Raw genomic sequence first — 16,586 nt, forward strand, 5'->3', positions numbered from 1 at the left:
CCACGCTACGCGGACCCCGGCGGGGCCAACACCCCGTCCACCCGGATGCCGGAGCAAAACCCTGCATTGGGTTTGCCCGGGCTCGAAAGACGAAAAGCCCGGACCGCAGCAATCGCGGTCCGGGCCTTGATGCCTGGGATGTGGGAGGCCTAGGACTCCAGGGTGGCGTCCATGGTGATGTCGATTCCTGCCAGGGCCTGCGAGACGGGACAGCCGGTCTTTGCGGATTCGGCGAGGTCATCGAACTGCTCGGCGGTCAGACCGGGGACCACGGCGGTGACCGTCAGGTGGCTGCCGGTGATACCGGTGCCCGGGACGAAGGTGACATCGGCGGAAGTCGAGATCCGCTCGGCGGTCTTGCCCGCCTCGGCCAGCGCATTGCTGAAGGCCATGGAGAAGCAGGCCGAATGGGCCGCGGCAATGAGTTCCTCCGGGCTGGTTTTTCCGTTGGCCTCCTCGGCACGGGCCTTCCACGTGACGTCGTAGGTACCCAAACCGGAGCTGTCGAGGGTTACATCGCCCTTGCCGTTGAAGAGGTCGCCGTTCCAAACGGTGTGGGCTGAGCGGACTGTAGCCATGGGGGGGCTCCTTAAGCAGTGATGGGATGGGGCCGGTGGAAACCGGCGCCATCCCATCCTATTTCCGCTGGTGTGCGGACTACCACATGGTGGCGAGGGCGATGTTGACGATCGTGAGGATGCCGACGCTGTTGGCCAGGCCGGCGGAGACGGGCTCATCCTTCTTGTAGCGGCGCTGGCCGATGAACGCGAGCACGGCAATGACCAGGGCGATCAGGAGCTTGATGCCGATCTTCAGGTGGTTGACGTCGCCGTCGCCCGCCTCGGCGATGGCCACCAGGGCCAGTCCGGTGACCAGCTGGAGCAGTGCGCCGTGGAACTGGCCCGGCAGCACCGTCGGGTTCTTGATCCGCGCGAACCACAGGCCAACGATGATGGCTGCACCGAGGATGTGCAGGAAAACAAGGAAGCTTTGAAGGATGTCCATGCTTCCAGTTTACTGACGCACTGTCAGCACAACGGCCCGATCACGCAGTGCCGCCGTAACTTTTCTACAACATGTAGAGAAATTGCGGCGGCCTTAACGACGCAGGGCGCCCTCCCGTACGGGAGAGCGCCCTGCGGCCGTTCGGGCTGGAACCTAGAGGCCCAGGTCGGCCTCGAAGTTGCCCTCTTCCAGGCGTGCCTTCAGCGTCTGCAGGAACCGGCCTGCGTCAGCGCCGTCCACCAAGCGGTGGTCGTAGGACAGGGACAGGTACATCATCGAGCGGATGGCAATGGTGTCGTTGCCCTCGGCGTCGGTCAGGACGACGGGACGCTTCACGATGGCGCCGGTGCCCAGGATGCCCACCTGCGGCTGGTTGATGATCGGGGTGTCGAACAGGGCGCCCACGGAACCGATGTTGGTGATGGTGAAGGTTCCGCCGGAGAGCTCATCCGGTCCGATCTTTCCGGCCTTGGTGCGCGATCCGACATCGCCGATGCGCTTGGCAAGGCCGGCAATGTTCAGGTCGCCGGCATCCGCGATGACGGGAACCAGCAGGCCCTTCTCGGTATCCACCGCAATCGCCAGGTGTTCGGCGTCGTGGTACGTGATCTGCTGGGCGTCGGAATCGTAGGACGCGTTCAGCTTCGGGTGCTGCTTCAGTGCCTCGGTAACAGCCTTGGCGATGAAGGGCAGGAAGGTGAGCTTGGCGCCGTTCTGCTCCAGGAAGGAGTTCTTGGCCGAGGCGCGCAGCTTAGCGATGCGCGTCATGTCCACTTCCTGGACCTGGGTCAGCTGGGCCGAGACCTGCAGGGATTCGACCATGCGGCGGGCGATGGTCTGGCGGATCCGCGGTGCCTTGACCGTGGTGCCGCGCAGCTTCGCGCTTTCGTCGCTGATCTTGGCCGGGGCTGCCTTGTCAGAAGCGGCGGAGGACGACGCCGGCGCTGCAGCGGGCTGCGGGGCGGCGGACTTCTTTGCTTCGGCGGCTTCGAGGACATCCTGCTTGCGGATGCGGCCGGCGACGCCGGAACCCTTCAGCGTGGACAGGTCCACGCCGTGCTCGTTGGCGAGCTTGCGCACCAGCGGAGTCACGTAGGTGCCGCCGTCGTTGGAAGCCTCAGCCTTGGAAGCTTCCTGCTTCGGTGCTTCAGCCTTGGGGGCTTCCTGCTTGGGAGCTTCCTGCTTCGGCGCTTCCTGCTTGGGAGCTTCCTGCTTCTCCGGCTCAACAGCCGGCGCTTCGCGCTCGTCCTTGGAAGCGGCCGCTACCGGCTCGGCTTCCTTCGGCTCGGCCTTGGCGGGAGCGCCCGCACCGGAACCGATAACGGCGAGTACGGCGCCAACCTCAGCGGTGTCATCTTCATTGACCCGGATCTCCAGCAGCTTTCCGGCCACGGGGGAGGGAATCTCAGTGTCGACCTTGTCGGTGGACACCTCAAGCAGCGGCTCGTCCATCTCGACGTCGTCGCCCACGGCCTTCAGCCAGCGGGTGACGGTGCCTTCGGTGACGGACTCGCCCAGTGCGGGCAGGGTGACCTCGGTGCCTTCGCCGGAGCCGGCGGAGGAACCTTCGTCGGCAGCGGGAACCTCTTCGGCTGCGGGGGCAGGAGCCTCTTCAGCCGGGGCTTCCTGCGCGGGGGCTTCCTGGTTGGCGGCGCTGCCGCCGTCGTCCTGCTGGGAATCGGAGCCGGAACCGTCGCCGATGCGCACAAGCGCGGCGCCGACCTCTGCGGTCTCGTCTTCGGCAACGAGGATTTCCTCGATCACACCGGCCACGGGGGAGGGGATCTCCGTGTCGACCTTATCGGTGGACACCTCGAGCAGGGGCTCGTCGACCTCAACGCGGTCGCCGACGTTCTTCAGCCAGCGGGTGACGGTGCCTTCGGTGACGCTTTCACCAAGGGCGGGTAAGTTCACGGTTTCAGACATATTGTCCCCGTTTCTCCTTATTAGATCTTTTGTGACCAGCCGTACCGCTGGTGCTGGTGATGAATTCCCCGGCGCATCCGGTGCTCCGTCTGCGCCGGGGGAGTGAAGCTTAGGTATTAACCGTGAAGGGGCTTGCCGGCCAGGGCCATGGCTGCCTCGCCCAACGCTTCGTTCTGCGTCGGGTGGGCGTGGATCAGGCTGGCAATATCCTCAGGGTACGCCTCCCAGTTAACGATCAGCTGGGCCTCGCCGATCTGCTCGCCGATGCGGCCGCCGATCATGTGGACGCCGACAATGGGGCCGTCCTTCTCGCGGACCATCTTGATCAGGCCGGAGGAGCCGAGGATGGAGGTCTTGCCGTTGCCGGCCAGGTTGTATTCCTGGACCTCGACGTTTTCGGCGCCGAACTTGTCCTTGGCCTTGGCTTCGGTCAGGCCGACGGAGGCGATTTCCGGCTCGCAGTAGGTGACCTTGGGGATGTTGACGTCTTCGACGACAACGGGCTTCAGGCCGGCGATCTCTTCGGCCACGAAGATGCCCTGCTGGAAGCCGCGGTGGGCCAGCTGCAGGCCGGGGACAATATCGCCCACGGCGTAGACGTTGCCGACGCCGGTGTGCAGGCGCTCGTTGGTGATGACGAAGCCGCGGTCCATGGTCAGGCCCGCTTCCTCGTAGCCCAGGTTGGCGGTAACCGGGCCGCGGCCCACGGCCACGAGGAGCAGATCCGCTTCGTACTTGGTGCCGTCGGCCAGCGTGACGACGACGCCGTCGTCGTTCTGCTGGACGTTGTCGAAGAAGATGCCGGTGCTGAACTTGATGCCACGCTTTTTGTAGGCACGTTCGAGCTGCTTGATGATGGCTGCGTCTTCGTTGGGGACCAGGGAGGGCAGGCCCTCCACGATGGTGACGTCCACGCCGAAGGAGTTCCATACGGAGGCGAACTCGACGCCGATGACGCCGCCGCCAAGGATGACCGCGCTCTTGGGCACGGTGTCCATCTTCAGGGCCTGGTCGGAGGTGATGACCTTGCCGCCGATTTCCAGGCCCGGCAGTGAACGGGAGTAGGAACCGGTGGCCAGGATGATGTTCTTGCCCGTGTAGGTCTGGCCGTTGACCTCAATGGTCTTTTCGCTGGTGAGCTTGCCTTCACCCTCAATGACGGTGATGCCCTTGGACTTGATCAGGCCCTGCAGGCCGCGGAACTTGCCCGCAATGATGTTGTCCTTGTAGGAGTTCACCGCCGTCATGTCGATGGAGTCGAAGGTGGCGTTGATGCCGTACTTGGAGGCCGTCTTGGCGTTCTCGGCGATCTCCGCGGAGTGCAGGAGCGCCTTGGTGGGGATGCAGCCGTTGTGAAGGCAGGTCCCGCCCAGCTTCCCCTTTTCAATGAGACCTACGGAGAATCCCAGCTCCACGGAGCGCAGAGCTGCGGCGTAGCCGCCACTGCCTCCGCCGAGGATCAGGATGTCGAACTCTTGCGCAGCTGCCTTATCGGCCACTTGGACGCTCCCTCGCGTAATCGTTGACGCGCCCATGCGCGCCGATGAGTATTTGGGCGTTTGTGATCAGGTCTCACCCTATCGCCCCCTACCACCTGCATCCACTTGGGGACAGGCGGTAGGGGGCGAAGTGTAATGAGAAACACCAGCAACAAACGTCAGTTCCGTTTCACGGAACCGGATCGGATGCTATGAAGCGCGGGCGACCACGTCTTCCGCGTAGGCCACCAGGGTGCGGACGGCGACGCCGGTGCCCTCCTTCGGGACGTACCCGTACGGAGCGCCCTCGTTGAAGGCGGGGCCGGCAATGTCCAGGTGGGCCCAGGGGATCTTGGTGCCGTTGACTTCGCCCACGAATTCGCGCAGGAACGTGGCGGCGGTCATCATGCCGCCGAAACGCTCGCCGTGGTTGGCAATGTCAGCCACCTGGGAATCCAGGCTGGCACGCAGTTCCTCCGGAATGGGCATCGGCCAGAACAGCTCGCCGGAGCGGTCCGCTGCAGCCTTGACGGCGTCGCGGACACCTTCTTCACCCATCACTGCCGAGACCCGGTTGCCCAGCGCGATCATCTGCGCACCGGTGAGGGTGGCGACGTCGATGATGACGTCGGGGCCTTCTTCGCTGGCGGCAACCAGGCCGTCGGCCATCACGAGCCGGCCTTCGGCGTCGGTGTTCAGGACCTCAACGGTGCGGCCGCCGTAGGTGGTCATCACATCGGAGGGCCGCTGGGCGGTGCCCGAGGGCATGTTCTCGGCAATGCACAGCCAGGACGTGACCTTGACCGGCAGGCCGAGTTCGGCGATGGCCAGGAGGGCGTTGAGCACTACGGCCGCGCCGCCCATGTCCGACTTCATCGCCTGCATGCCGGCGGCCGGCTTCAGGGACAGTCCGCCGGAGTCAAAGGTGATGCCCTTGCCCACCAGGGCGAGCTTGGCCTTCGGGCGCAGCGGCGAGTACTCGAGCTTGACCATGCGCGGCGGGCGGGCGGAGCCCTTGCCGACGCCCAGGATGCCGCCGAAGCCCTCGCGTTCAAGCTTCTTTTCATCGAACACGGTGACCTTCACCGGCAGGGACTTCGCCAGGTCCTTGGCTGCGGCGGCGAAGGTTTCCGGGTAGAGGTGGCTGGGCGGCTGGTTGACCAGGGTGCGGGTGGCGTTCACGGCCTTGCCGAGGATGCGGGCGCGCTCGAGGGCGGGTTTGAGTGCCTTGTCATCAGCGGCGGCCGTGATCACGGTGATCGCCGAAACCGGAGCGGGGACCTTCTCGGCGGTGGCGGCGCTGCGGTGCTCGGTGAAGCTGTAGGCGCCGAACAGGGCGCCTTCGGCGACGGCGGCGGCGTCCGCCACCGTGCCGGCCGGAAGGGCCAGGGCTACTGAGGCGGTGCCGGCAATCTGGCGGACAGCCGAACCGGCAGCCCGGCGCAGGGTCTCTTCCGAGATGGCGACACCGGGGGACACGGCACCCAGGCCGGTGAGGACGAGCATGTCCGCATCAACTTCGGGCAGTCCGGGCAGGCGGTGGACCTGGTCGGCGGCACCGGTGACGCCGAGCATGGGCAGCGAAGCAGCCAGGGCAGCGGTGGCCTTGGGGGAAAGCGGGCTCTCGATCAGGACGGGACCGTCGGGGGTCTGGCCAACGCCGACTACGAGGGCGTTGGCGGAGACTTTCCGCCCGTCCTTGGCTACTGCCGACAGGCTGGGCTCACTGGCTTTGTTCACGAAGCTGCTTCCTCACGTTTCTGTGTTGCTTTGCCGTTACCAGACCGATCGTAGTCTCTTGCCGTGTGCCGGCGCGCAACGTTGCGCGCCGGAGCATGGTGTCCGGGCGTGCGCGCAGGGGCGCAGCGCCGGGGCGCGGTGCGGAATGAATCGGGTACCTGCGTGCGTTTACCCTTGAGTAAGGGGCGCAGCAGGGCTGATACCGCAGGATGCGGGCCGGCATGCTGGGCCAACCGCTTTGGAACGAGCCGCCGGGAGGGGTAAGACATGCTTGATCCGTTGACCCTGTTTAATTTGAATCCTGAGGTGGCGGACTCCGCGGACCTCCACGGACTGAAGCTTCTGGCCGGCTTTACCGGTTTCGCCGAGGCCGGTCATGTGGTCAGCCAGATCCGTGACGAACTCTTCGACGCCCTGGATTATGACCTGGTGGCTACCTTCGACGCCGACCAGCTGATCGACTACCGGAATCGCCGGCCGCAGATCTCCTTCATCGAAGACCACCTAAGCGACTATGAACCGCCGCGGCTTGAGCTGTACCGGATGTACGACGGGCTGGGGGAGCCGTTCCTCTTCCTGACCGGGTTCGAGCCGGACCTGCAGTGGGAACGCTTCGCCGCCGCTGTGCTGCACCTGGTCGATCTCTTCGAGGTGGAACTGGTCTGCTGGGTCCACTCCATTCCGATGCCCGTCCCGCACACCCGCCCCATCGGGGTCACTACCCACGGGAACCGTCCCGACCTGGTGGAGGGCATCAGTTCCTGGACCCCGATTGCCCAGATACAGGCCGCCGTCGGGCACGTGCTCGAAATCCGGCTCACCGACGCCGGCGTCGACGTCGTCGGCCAGGTGGTCCACGTACCGCATTACCTCGCCGAGGCCGAGTTCCCGCCCGCCGCCGTCGCCGGCCTGGAGTACCTGGGCGCTGCCGCCTCGCTGGTGCTGCCCACTGACCGGCTACGCGAAGCCGGGCGCGACGTCGAGCGCCAGATCACCGAGCAGGTGGAGGCCTCCGCCGAGGTCAAGGGCGTGGTGGCTACCCTGGAGAAGCGCTACGACCAGTACACCGAAAGCATCGTCACGCGTTCCCTGCTGGTCAAGGACAACGATGAACTGGCCAACGCCGACGAAATCGGTGCCGCTGTGGAGGCCTACCTGGCCAGCCCGCAGGCCGAAGAGGAATCCGAAGCCCTGTGGCCGGAGACCCAGCACCCCGGCACGGACGGGGCGATGAACACCCAAGAAGACCGACGCGCAGATCAGGAGAATGCACCGCATGCCACGGAGGGCACGGATCAGGGCCGGAGCGATAACGACGCCGAAGGGCACCGGGACCAGGCCTAGCCTGCGGCAGGCCTGCCCGAAGCGGGCCGGCCGATGAACGGAAAACGGGCCTGGCTCGTCTGGGGAGTAGGCGTTTTCGCCTACATGGTGGCCGTCACCCAGCGCACCTCCTTCGGCGTCGCCGGGCTGGAAGCCACCGAGCGGTTCTCCGCCACAGCCTCCGTGCTGTCCGTTTTCACCGTGGTGCAGCTGCTGGTGTACGCCGGGCTGCAGATTCCGGTGGGCGTGCTGGTGGACCGCTTCGGTCCCCGGATGCTGATCGCGGCCGGTGCCGCCCTGATGATGGCCGGGCAATTCCAGCTTGCGGCCGCCGAGTCGGTAGGCGCGGGCATCCTCGGCCGCTCCCTGGTGGGAGCCGGGGACGCGCTGACCTTTATCTCGGTGCTGCGCCTGCTGCCGGCCTGGTTCTCCGGCCGGAAAATCCCGGTTCTCACCCAGTACACGGGCATCGTGGGGCAGCTGGGCCAAGTTGCCAGTGCCATTCCTTTTGCCTTTGTGCTGCACCGCTTCGGGTGGAGCACCGCCTTTGTATCCGCCGCTTCCCTGTCCCTGCTGGCGCTGGTGCTCACCTTGGCGTGTGTGCGGAACCGGCCCGACGGCGGTGAAGCGCCCGTACCGCTGCCGCTCCGCCAGACCGGCACGTCCCTGTCCGAAGCCTTCGCCCAGCCCGGCACCCGGCTCGGCATGTGGACCCACTACACGGTGCAGTTCCCGGGCACCGTGTTCGTGATGATGTGGGGCTTCCCGTACCTGGTCAGCGCCGAAGGCGTGGCGCCTCCGGTCGCCTCGGGGCTGATGACCTTCTTTGTGGTGGTGGCCATTGTCTGCGGCCCGTGGATGGGTTCCTGGGTCGGACGGCATCCGCTGCGCCGGTCCACCATGGTCCTGCTGATCGCCGGCGCCATGGCCCTGGGCTGGCTCGCCGTGCTGCTGTATCCGGGTCCGGCGCCGCTGTGGCTGCTGGCGCTCCTGGTCGCCCTGCTCGCCGTCGGCGGCCCCGGATCGATGATCGGTTTCGATTTTGCGCGGACCTACAACCCCAGCCACCGGCTCGGGACCGCCACCGGAATTGTGAACATCGGCGGCTTTATTGCCTCCCTGGTCAGCATGTACCTGATTGGCGCGGTGCTGGACGTGCTGAACAGCAACGGGTTCTCCGGCGGAGACCTGTACGCCCTGGGCTCGTTCCGGATCGCGCTGGCCGTCCAGTTCGCCGTGATGGCCGTGGGCGTGCTCGGCATCCTGCGCACGCGCGCAAAGATCCGCTCCCGGCTGGCCGACGCCGGCTCGCCGCTGCCGCCGCTGCGCGCAGCCCTGGCCCGGGAGCGCCAGCGCCGCCGGGAAGAACGCCGGGGGACTGCCGGCGGTGACGGCCGGCGCTAACCGGCGCTTCGCCGTGCCGGCCTGCCCGCTGCACCCTTGACCCGGTGCTGGCCGGTGTCCACAATGAGCGGCATGACCGGTGCACAGGCCCTGGGCGGCACAGTGGCCGCTGCAGTAGTGGATGTCCGCGGACTGGCCAAGGGCTTCCGCGGAGTGACCGCTTTGGAGGACGTTACGTTCTCGGTAGCAGCCGGCGAAACGTTCGGAATCCTCGGACCCAACGGGGCCGGCAAGACAACCACAGTGGAGTGCGTTACGGGTGCGCTGCGGCCGGACGCCGGGCACATCAGCGTCCTGGGAGTGGATCCCGCCGCAGACCGGGCGGCAGTGCGGGAACGGGTGGGCTACCAGCTCCAGTCCGCGGCCCTGCCCCCTGCCCTGCGGGTAGAGGAAGCGCTGCGCCTGTTCGCCGCCTTTTATCCTGCTCCGGCGGACGTGACGGACCTGCTGCGCACGGTGGGGCTCGACAAACACCGGAAGCGTCCCTTCGCCAAGTTGTCCGGCGGACAGAAGCAGCGCCTCTCGATTGCCCTTGCCCTGATCGGCAATCCGGATGTGGTGGTTTTCGACGAGCTGACCACGGGACTGGACCCGCAGGGCCGGCGCGATGTCCGGCAGCTGATTCAACGGGTGAAGGACGGCGGCATCACGGTCCTGCTGGTCACCCACTACCTCGACGACGTCGAGCGTCTCTGCGACCGCCTCGCCATCATCGATGCCGGCCGGACACGGTTCGTCGGGACGCCGCAGGAACTTCTTTCGGTGTCCGGCGGGAACGACGGCGGTGCCGGCTCCCTTGAGGACGCCTACCTGGCGTTTATCGAACAGCCTGCAGGAGAGTGAAGGCACGGCCATGCGCACGCTCGGAGCCCTGACATCCGCTGAAGCGAAGCTTTACCTGCGGAATCCGGTGAGCATTTTCATGGCTTTGATCCTTCCCTCGGCCATCCTGCTGCTGCAGGGGTTCGTGATGCCCGGGACGACGGCGCCGATGGGTGGAAGCGATCCCCTCTATGCCAGCCTCCGCCCCATCGACCTGCTGGTTCCCCTGGCCCTTGCGGTGGCACTGTCCAGTGTGGCGGTGACCAACTATCCCTCCGCCATCAGCGGTTACCGTGAGACCGGAGTGCTGCGCCGGCTGGGGGTGACGCCCGTGGGTGCACACCGGATCCTGTTTTCCCAGTGGATCATCAGCGCCGCTTCGCTGGCGGTGGCAGTGACCCTGGCCATGCTGCTTGCCCGGGTGGCTTTTGACAGCCTGATGCCGAGCAGCATCCCGCTGGTTGTCCTGATCCTTGCCTTCGGAACCGCCGCCATGATGGCGGTGGGATCTCTCATCGCTGCCCTCGCCGGGACCTCGCAGACGGCCTACGGTATCGGGTTCCTGGTCTTCATGGCGTGTATGTTCACTGCCGGACTGTGGACGCCCGGACCGTTGATGCCGGAGGGTATCCGCCAAATAGCGGCCTTTACCCCGCTCGGTGCCATGACCCAGGCGCTTACCGCTGCCTGGTACGGCGGGTCGGTTACGGCCTTTCCCTTCCTGGTGATGCTCGGCTGGACCGTTCCATCTGCCGTGGTGGCCGCGAAGGTTTTCCGCTGGAACTGACCGGGCACCTTCGGCTGCGGATCACTCTTCCTCCACCGGCGGGACTGAAAGCGGCCTGCCGGCCGTGTGTACACAGCCGCCGGGCAGGCGCTGTTACGGATGTGTGCACGCAGGAAGCCTTGCGGCATGAGCACAGAACCGGCCGCCGGCACCCCGCAGAACCCATACCGCGTCTGCGCCCCGGCAGACATCCTCAGCCTGATTCCGCACACCTTGGGCTTCGAACCACGGAACTCACTGGTGCTGCTCGCGCTATGCGGCAACCGGCTCGACGCAACCCTGCGCCTCGACCTGCCGCCTGCGCGGGGCCTCAAGCCCGGCACCAGCGCCGCATATGCGCTCAATGCCTGCCGGTTCATGGCTTCGGACCCGCGTGCCGACGGGGTCCTGCTGGCCATGTATACCGATGAGCCCTGGATCCAGCCCGCGCACGCACCATACCGGTCCCTGATCCGGCGCATGGCGAAGGAATTCGGTGCCGCCGGCATCCCGCTGCAGGACGGGTGGCTGGTGGGGCCGGACACCTGGCGCAACTATTTCTGTGTCCGGCCCCACTGCTGTCCCTGGCCCGGGACACCTCGGCAACAAATCGCCGACAGCATGCTCAACACCGAACTCGTGTACCGCGGGAGTGCGTACGCCTCCTCCTTGGAGAACGCGGTAGGGGAGTCCTTTCCGCCGCCGTGGGGCAACCACGAGCAGGTGGCCGAGGCCCAGGAGCGTTTCACGGCACTGGTCGGCGGGCAATGGAACGGAAAGGCGCAGTTCCGCGGAACACTGCTGCTCTGGGCAAAGGCCACCGAAACCGACGGCGCCGGATCGGGCAGTGCAGACCCGGGCAGTGCTGACCCGGGTCTTGCGGGCTCCGGAGACCCGGCCCCTGCCGGAGGCTCCGCCCCTGCCGTCGCAACCCGGCTGCGGGAGGACCCGGAACTGGCTGGTTTCCTGCTGGCAAGCCTGCAGGACCGCTCCGTCCGGGACACGCTGCTGGTTTTGGGCGCGGCCGGCGCCCAGGCTGCCCTGGCCGGGGCGGAAGCCAACGGCCTCACCTCCCGGCAGGCGCAGCCGCCGGTATTCCCGGCGCCTGCACTGCCTTCGGAGCCGCTGCATTCGGAGCCTTTGCCTTCCGAGCCGCTGCGGGGAACACGGGCCCGCGGGACGCTTGCACCCGTGCCCTTTGCCGGGCAGGACACGGGCCGGGCAGAGGGACGGCCAACGGCAGCAGCGGATTTTCGGAACATCCTGGTGGGCACGAGCCCGACGGTCCCGGATTGGAACATGCTGGACCGAACCTACGCGGTGTTCAGGGACCTTGTTCCGGTGGCCGCAGGAGACCCAAAAGCGGCGCTGCTCTGTCTCTTGGCGTGGATCGAATGGGCCCGCGGACGCGGATCCCGCTCTGATGTTTTCCTGCAGCACGCTTTGGACGAGTCGCCGGGCTACCGGCTGGCGCTGCTGCTGCGGGAACTACTGGGAACCGGTGTCCTGCCGGACTGGGCCCGCTCCCGGGCCGGCTCATGGCCGGGGGAACCGGGGTAGCAGGGGTAGCCGGGGGAGTGTTGAGAGCAGTGGAGCATGCAAATGTGACGGCTCCGGGAGCGGGGGACGGCGGCGAACGGGAGTCCGGGCTGCGGATGGAGAAGGGCCGCGCCGGAACGGGACTGCATGATGCGCAAGCCCCGTGCCGTAGCTGCGGATGCCCGCACCGGTGCTGTGGCAGGACGGAAAACGTGCGACAATGGGAACCGAGACCCGGTCGGGTTCGTGTATCAAGTGTCCTTTGAACTGCCAGCCCATGTGGCGGACGGAACAAAACACCGGCGCTGCGTGTTCTACCAAGAACATGCCGAGCTGACATCACTTGGATTGAAGCACGGACTTGACAGGGTCATAGTGGTGTTGCCCCCAATGGCGGTGCCACAACCCGCCGTATGAAAGGTTTTCTGTGTCGCCGAGAAAGACAACTGCAGTCGAAGAGACTGACACTGCACAAAAGCGCACTGCCGCAGCTGACGCCCCCTCCGTGACGGCCGTCAAGGAGCCCGCTTCCGGCGAAAAGACCGCTGCCAAGACGGCCCGCAAGCCTGCCGCCAAGAAGGCACCGGCCAAGGCCGGCACAGCGGCCGCAGGTCGAAAGACCTCCACCAAAACGGCAAAGCCGGCCAAGGGTGCCAAGTCGGAAGCCGAGGACGAGCTGCACGACGAGCCCGCCGACGTCGAACCCGACGCTGACGCCGTCGAAGCTGCCGATCCCGCAGCCGATGCCGCACCCACAGGGTCCGGTTTTGTGTACTCCGACGCCGACGACGACGATGCCCCTGCACAGCAGGTTGTGTCCGCCGGTGCCACTGCCGATCCGGTCAAGGACTACCTGAAGCAGATCGGCAAGGTTGCCCTGCTGAACGCCGAGCAGGAAGTTGACCTCGCACTGCGGATCGAAGCCGGCCTGTTTGCTGACGAAAAGCTTGCCGCCGATGAGCTTCTGCCGGCTGAGAAGCAGATGGACCCCAAGCTCAAGCGTGAGCTGCAGTGGGTGTCCCACGACGGAAAGCGTGCCAAGAACCACCTCCTCGAAGCCAACCTCCGCCTGGTGGTCTCCCTGGCCAAGCGGTACACCGGCCGCGGCATGCTCTTCCTTGACCTGATCCAGGAAGGCAACCTGGGCCTGATCCGTGCGGTCGAGAAGTTCGACTACACCAAGGGCTTCAAGTTCTCCACGTACGCCACCTGGTGGATCCGCCAGGCCATCACCCGTGCCATGGCCGACCAGGCCCGCACCATCCGTATTCCGGTGCACATGGTGGAGGTCATCAACAAGCTGGCCCGCGTGCAGCGCCAGATGCTCCAGGATCTGGGCCGCGAGCCCGCTCCGGAAGAACTGGCCCTGGAACTGGACATGACCCCTGAAAAGGTTGTGGAAGTGCAGAAGTACGGCCGCGAGCCGATCTCCCTGCACACCCCGCTGGGTGAAGACGGCGACTCCGAGTTCGGTGACCTCATTGAGGATTCCGAAGCTGTTGTCCCCGCCGACGCCGTGAGCTTCACGCTCCTGCAGGAGCAGCTGCACTCGGTTCTGGACACGCTCTCCGAGCGTGAAGCCGGCGTAGTTGCCATGCGTTTCGGCCTGACCGACGGCCAGCCCAAGACCCTGGACGAAATCGGCAAGGTGTACGGGGTTACCCGCGAACGCATCCGCCAGATCGAATCCAAGACCATGTCCAAGCTGCGCCACCCGTCGCGGTCCCAGGTCCTGCGGGATTACCTGGACTAAAAGACACTGCGGGCTCGTCCCGGCAGCCGGCACTCCGTTACGCTCCGGCGGACGGGGTGCCGCTGTGTTTAAGCCCGGGGCACATGTGCACATAGCAAAAGAAGTCCCCTTCCGGTTGGAAGGGGACTTCTTCAAGCTTGGTACGCGCTGCCCGCACCTGCGCGGACGCTGCAGCGGTGGTTCTGCCGGTAATTACTCCGCAGGAACCGGCGCCTTCTCGTTCAGGCGAGCGGTTTCATCCTGCCATTCCGAAGTGAGCGGGCGAAGGTTTGCCTCGACCGCCCGTGCGTGGTGTCCGCAGAAAAGCAGTTCCCCACCGGAGGATTCCAGTACGGCACGTACGTATGCCTGTGCGCCGCAACGATCGCAGCGGTCCAGGCTGTTCAGCTCACGGGTTGCTACTGCTGCTGTCATGAGTTGCCTCCTCAAGGGTGTTGATACTTCATATAACCATCTTTGCCGGCCCAGCCATGGCAGGTTCGGCCGCCTTTCGCTCTGCGCGTACCATTTGGCCGGGGCGGTGTGGGCAGTCTCACTGCTGCTGAGTCGCTGACAGGTTCTGTCACCGCCGGGGATTAACCTTGTAGGAGTCCGGGTTGTTCCCGGACATTCATCCGTTTGACACTCATCCGTTTGACACTGATCCGTCTACATTGATCCGTTTGTTGGCCAGCGGCCGATACCAAGGAGTTTCATCGCACGTGGCGCCCCCAAGTTCGAACTACACAGCCCGGCACCTCTCCGTCTTGGAAGGGCTCGAAGCTGTCCGCAAGCGTCCGGGTATGTACATCGGTTCCACGGATTCCCGCGGCCTTATGCACTGCCTCTGGGAAATCATCGACAACTCCGTGGATGAGGCACTGGCCGGGTTTGGCCAAAGCATCAAAGTGATCCTGCACCCGGACGGCTCCGTGGAGATCCATGACGACGGACGCGGCATCCCGGTGGACATTGAACCGAAAACCGGGCTCTCCGGCGTCGAAGTGGTATTCACCAAGCTCCATGCCGGCGGCAAGTTCGGCGGCGGCTCCTACGCTGCCTCTGGCGGCCTGCACGGCGTCGGCGCCAGCGTGGTCAACGCCCTGTCCTCGCGGTTGGACGTCCAGGTGGACCGTGCCGGCAAGACCTACCAGATGGCTTTCCGCCGCGGCGAGCCCGGGCACTTTGCCGACACCGGCAAGAACCCCGCACCGGAGGCGAAATTCACCCCGTCCCCGGAAAGTTCGCCCCTGGAAGTGGTGGGCAAGGCCAAGCGCGGCGTCACCGGCACGCGGATCCGGTACTGGGCGGACCGGCAGATCTTCACCCCGGACGCCAAGTTCTCCTACACCGAGCTGCAGTCCCGTGCCCGCCAGACCTCCTTCCTGGTGCCCGGTCTGCGCATCACCCTCCGCGACGAGCGCCGGCTGCCCGGTACCCCGGGCGAGAACGGTCCGGTGGAAGAGGTCTTCCACCACGACGGCGGCATTGCGGAATTTGTCGACTACCTGGCGGCCGACGCCGCCGTGACGGACATCTGGCGCCTCCACGGCACGGGCAAGTTCAAGGAATCAGTGCCTGTGCTGGACGACAGCGGGCACAGCAGGATCACCGAGATCGAGCGCGAGTGCGAAGTGGACATTGCCCTGCGGTGGGGCATCGGGTACGAAACCAACATCCGGTCCTTCGTCAACATCATTGCCACGCCCAAGGGCGGCACCCACCAGACCGGCTTTGAGCAGGGCCTGCTCAAGACCTTCCGCAAGGTCATCGAAGCCAATGCCCGCAAGCTGAAGGCGGGCAACGACAAGATCGAAAAGGACGATGTCTTCGCCGGACTGACCGCGGTGCTGACGGTCCGGCTGGCCGAACCGCAGTTCGAGGGCCAGACAAAGGAAATCCTGGGCACCTCCGCGGTCCGTGCCATCGTCACCAAGGTGGTGGAGAAGGAAATCACCGCCCGGCTGAACTCCACGGCGCGTGCGGACAAGACCCAGTCCGCGCAGCTGCTGGAAAAGGTGGTGGCGGAGATGAAGTCGAGAATCTCTGCCCGCGTGCACAAGGAAACCCAGCGCCGCAAGAACGCGCTGGAGACCTCCACCATGCCCGCCAAACTGGCGGACTGCCGGATCGATGACCAGGAGCGCTCCGAACTCTTCATCGTCGAGGGCGACAGTGCCCTGGGCACTGCCAAGCTGGCGCGGTCCTCGGACTACCAGGCGCTGCTGCCCATCCGCGGCAAGATCCTGAACGTGCAGAAGGCGTCCGTGGCGGACATGCTCTCCAACGCCGAGTGCGCCGCCCTGATCCAGGTAGTGGGCGCCGGCTCCGGCCGCAGCTTCCAGTTGGACGCGGCACGGTACGGCAAGGTCATTTTCATGACGGACGCCGACGTCGACGGCGCGCACATCCGTACGCTGCTGCTGACCCTGTTCTTCCGCTACATGCGTCCGCTGGTCGAAGCCGGACGTGTGTACGCGGCGGTTCCGCCGCTGCACCGGGTGGAGGTCATCAACGCGGGTTCCAAGAGCAACGAGATGGTCTACACCTACAGCGAGAAGGAACTGCACCAGGTCCTGGCAAGCCTTGAAAAGGAGGGCAAGCGGTACAAGGAGCCCATCCAGCGGTACAAGGGACTGGGCGAAATGGATGCCGGCCAGCTGGCGGAAACCACCATGGACCCCCGGCACCGTACCCTGCGCCGGGTACGGATCTCGGAGGCTGCAGCAGCGGAGCACGCCTTCGAGCTGCTGATGGGAAGCGACGTTGCCCCGCGCAAGGACTTCATCATTGCCGGCGCAGCCATGCTGGACCGGGACCGCATCGACGCCTAGCGGTGCGCCGGGTCGGG

Annotated in this window: 12 protein-coding genes and 1 pseudogene; 7 read left to right on the plus strand and 6 right to left on the minus strand. The window is 65.9% G+C overall.

Annotated elements, in window-relative coordinates:
* Positions 1-149 precede the first annotated feature (149 nt).
* The 5 genes from QNN98_RS07150 to QNN98_RS07170 form a co-directional block, all read right to left on the minus strand.
* On the minus strand, positions 150-578 hold the full coding sequence (locus tag QNN98_RS07150) for an OsmC family protein (protein WP_227910906.1): 429 nt from the start codon (positions 576-578) through the stop codon (positions 150-152).
* 79 nt (positions 579-657) lie between these two features.
* Positions 658-1,005: a hypothetical protein gene (locus QNN98_RS07155; RefSeq protein WP_227910907.1), complete on the minus strand. Its 348-nt coding sequence runs from the start codon at positions 1,003-1,005 to the stop codon at positions 658-660.
* Between the two features lie 153 nt (positions 1,006-1,158).
* Positions 1,159-2,931 carry a 2-oxoglutarate dehydrogenase, E2 component, dihydrolipoamide succinyltransferase gene (gene sucB, locus QNN98_RS07160; RefSeq protein ID WP_283996645.1) on the minus strand — a complete coding sequence of 591 codons (1,773 nt, stop codon included), beginning with the start codon at positions 2,929-2,931 and terminating at the stop codon, positions 1,159-1,161.
* 116 nt (positions 2,932-3,047) lie between these two features.
* Positions 3,048-4,430 carry a dihydrolipoyl dehydrogenase gene (gene lpdA, locus QNN98_RS07165; protein ID WP_227926550.1) on the minus strand — a complete coding sequence of 461 codons (1,383 nt, stop codon included), beginning with the start codon at positions 4,428-4,430 and terminating at the stop codon, positions 3,048-3,050.
* A gap of 189 nt (positions 4,431-4,619) precedes the next feature.
* Positions 4,620-6,149 (minus strand): leucyl aminopeptidase, encoded by a 1,530-nt coding sequence (locus QNN98_RS07170; protein WP_229959496.1) that lies wholly within the window; start codon positions 6,147-6,149, stop codon positions 4,620-4,622.
* A gap of 267 nt (positions 6,150-6,416) precedes the next feature.
* Between QNN98_RS07170 and QNN98_RS07175 the strand changes: the two are divergent.
* From QNN98_RS07175 to QNN98_RS07200, 6 genes and pseudogenes are all read left to right on the plus strand, one after another.
* A pseudogene (locus QNN98_RS07175) lies at positions 6,417-7,310 on the plus strand (proteasome assembly chaperone family protein); the annotation flags it as partial.
* 216 nt (positions 7,311-7,526) lie between these two features.
* On the plus strand, positions 7,527-8,876 hold the full coding sequence (locus tag QNN98_RS07180; RefSeq protein ID WP_283996646.1) for an MFS transporter: 1,350 nt from the start codon (positions 7,527-7,529) through the stop codon (positions 8,874-8,876).
* Between the two features lie 72 nt (positions 8,877-8,948).
* Positions 8,949-9,719 (plus strand): ABC transporter ATP-binding protein, encoded by a 771-nt coding sequence (locus QNN98_RS07185; RefSeq protein WP_283996647.1) that lies wholly within the window; start codon positions 8,949-8,951, stop codon positions 9,717-9,719.
* Positions 9,720-9,729: 10 nt separating this feature from the next.
* Positions 9,730-10,485: an ABC transporter permease gene (locus tag QNN98_RS07190; RefSeq protein WP_227910913.1), complete on the plus strand. Its 756-nt coding sequence runs from the start codon at positions 9,730-9,732 to the stop codon at positions 10,483-10,485.
* Positions 10,486-10,611: 126 nt separating this feature from the next.
* A complete protein-coding gene (locus tag QNN98_RS07195; RefSeq protein ID WP_283996648.1) occupies positions 10,612-12,024 on the plus strand; it encodes a DUF4192 family protein in 1,413 nt (470 codons plus the stop codon).
* A 406-nt stretch (positions 12,025-12,430) separates the two neighbouring features.
* On the plus strand, positions 12,431-13,756 hold the full coding sequence (locus tag QNN98_RS07200) for an RNA polymerase sigma factor (RefSeq protein WP_227910915.1): 1,326 nt from the start codon (positions 12,431-12,433) through the stop codon (positions 13,754-13,756).
* Positions 13,757-13,948: 192 nt separating this feature from the next.
* Here QNN98_RS07200 and QNN98_RS07205 read toward each other — a convergent pair whose 3' ends face one another.
* A complete protein-coding gene (locus QNN98_RS07205) occupies positions 13,949-14,170 on the minus strand; it encodes a DUF7455 domain-containing protein (RefSeq protein WP_227910916.1) in 222 nt (73 codons plus the stop codon).
* A 287-nt stretch (positions 14,171-14,457) separates the two neighbouring features.
* On the opposite strand from QNN98_RS07205, the gene QNN98_RS07210 reads away from it, so the two are divergent.
* Complete coding sequence (locus QNN98_RS07210; RefSeq protein WP_227910917.1) at positions 14,458-16,569, plus strand: DNA gyrase/topoisomerase IV subunit B; 2,112 nt, start codon at positions 14,458-14,460, stop codon at positions 16,567-16,569.
* The last annotated feature ends 17 nt before the right edge of the window (positions 16,570-16,586 follow it).

Origin of the sequence: Arthrobacter sp. zg-Y1143 (assembly GCF_030125565.1) — a bacterium.
Taxonomy (GTDB): Bacteria; Actinomycetota; Actinomycetes; order Actinomycetales; family Micrococcaceae; genus Arthrobacter_B.

Excerpts from the sequence above, each read along its gene's own strand:
- QNN98_RS07185 (WP_283996647.1), top strand. The coding sequence starts at position 8,949 with ATGACCGGTGCACAGGCCCTGGGCGGCACAGTGGCCGCTGCAGTAGTG.
- QNN98_RS07195 (WP_283996648.1), top strand. The coding sequence starts at position 10,612 with ATGAGCACAGAACCGGCCGCCGGCACCCCGCAGAACCCATACCGCGTC.
- sucB (WP_283996645.1), bottom strand. The coding sequence starts at position 2,931 with ATGTCTGAAACCGTGAACTTACCCGCCCTTGGTGAAAGCGTCACCGAA.
- QNN98_RS07190 (WP_227910913.1), top strand. The coding sequence starts at position 9,730 with ATGCGCACGCTCGGAGCCCTGACATCCGCTGAAGCGAAGCTTTACCTG.
- QNN98_RS07180 (WP_283996646.1), top strand. The coding sequence starts at position 7,527 with ATGAACGGAAAACGGGCCTGGCTCGTCTGGGGAGTAGGCGTTTTCGCC.
- QNN98_RS07205 (WP_227910916.1), bottom strand. The coding sequence starts at position 14,170 with ATGACAGCAGCAGTAGCAACCCGTGAGCTGAACAGCCTGGACCGCTGC.
- QNN98_RS07155 (WP_227910907.1), bottom strand. The coding sequence starts at position 1,005 with ATGGACATCCTTCAAAGCTTCCTTGTTTTCCTGCACATCCTCGGTGCA.
- QNN98_RS07150 (WP_227910906.1), bottom strand. The coding sequence starts at position 578 with ATGGCTACAGTCCGCTCAGCCCACACCGTTTGGAACGGCGACCTCTTC.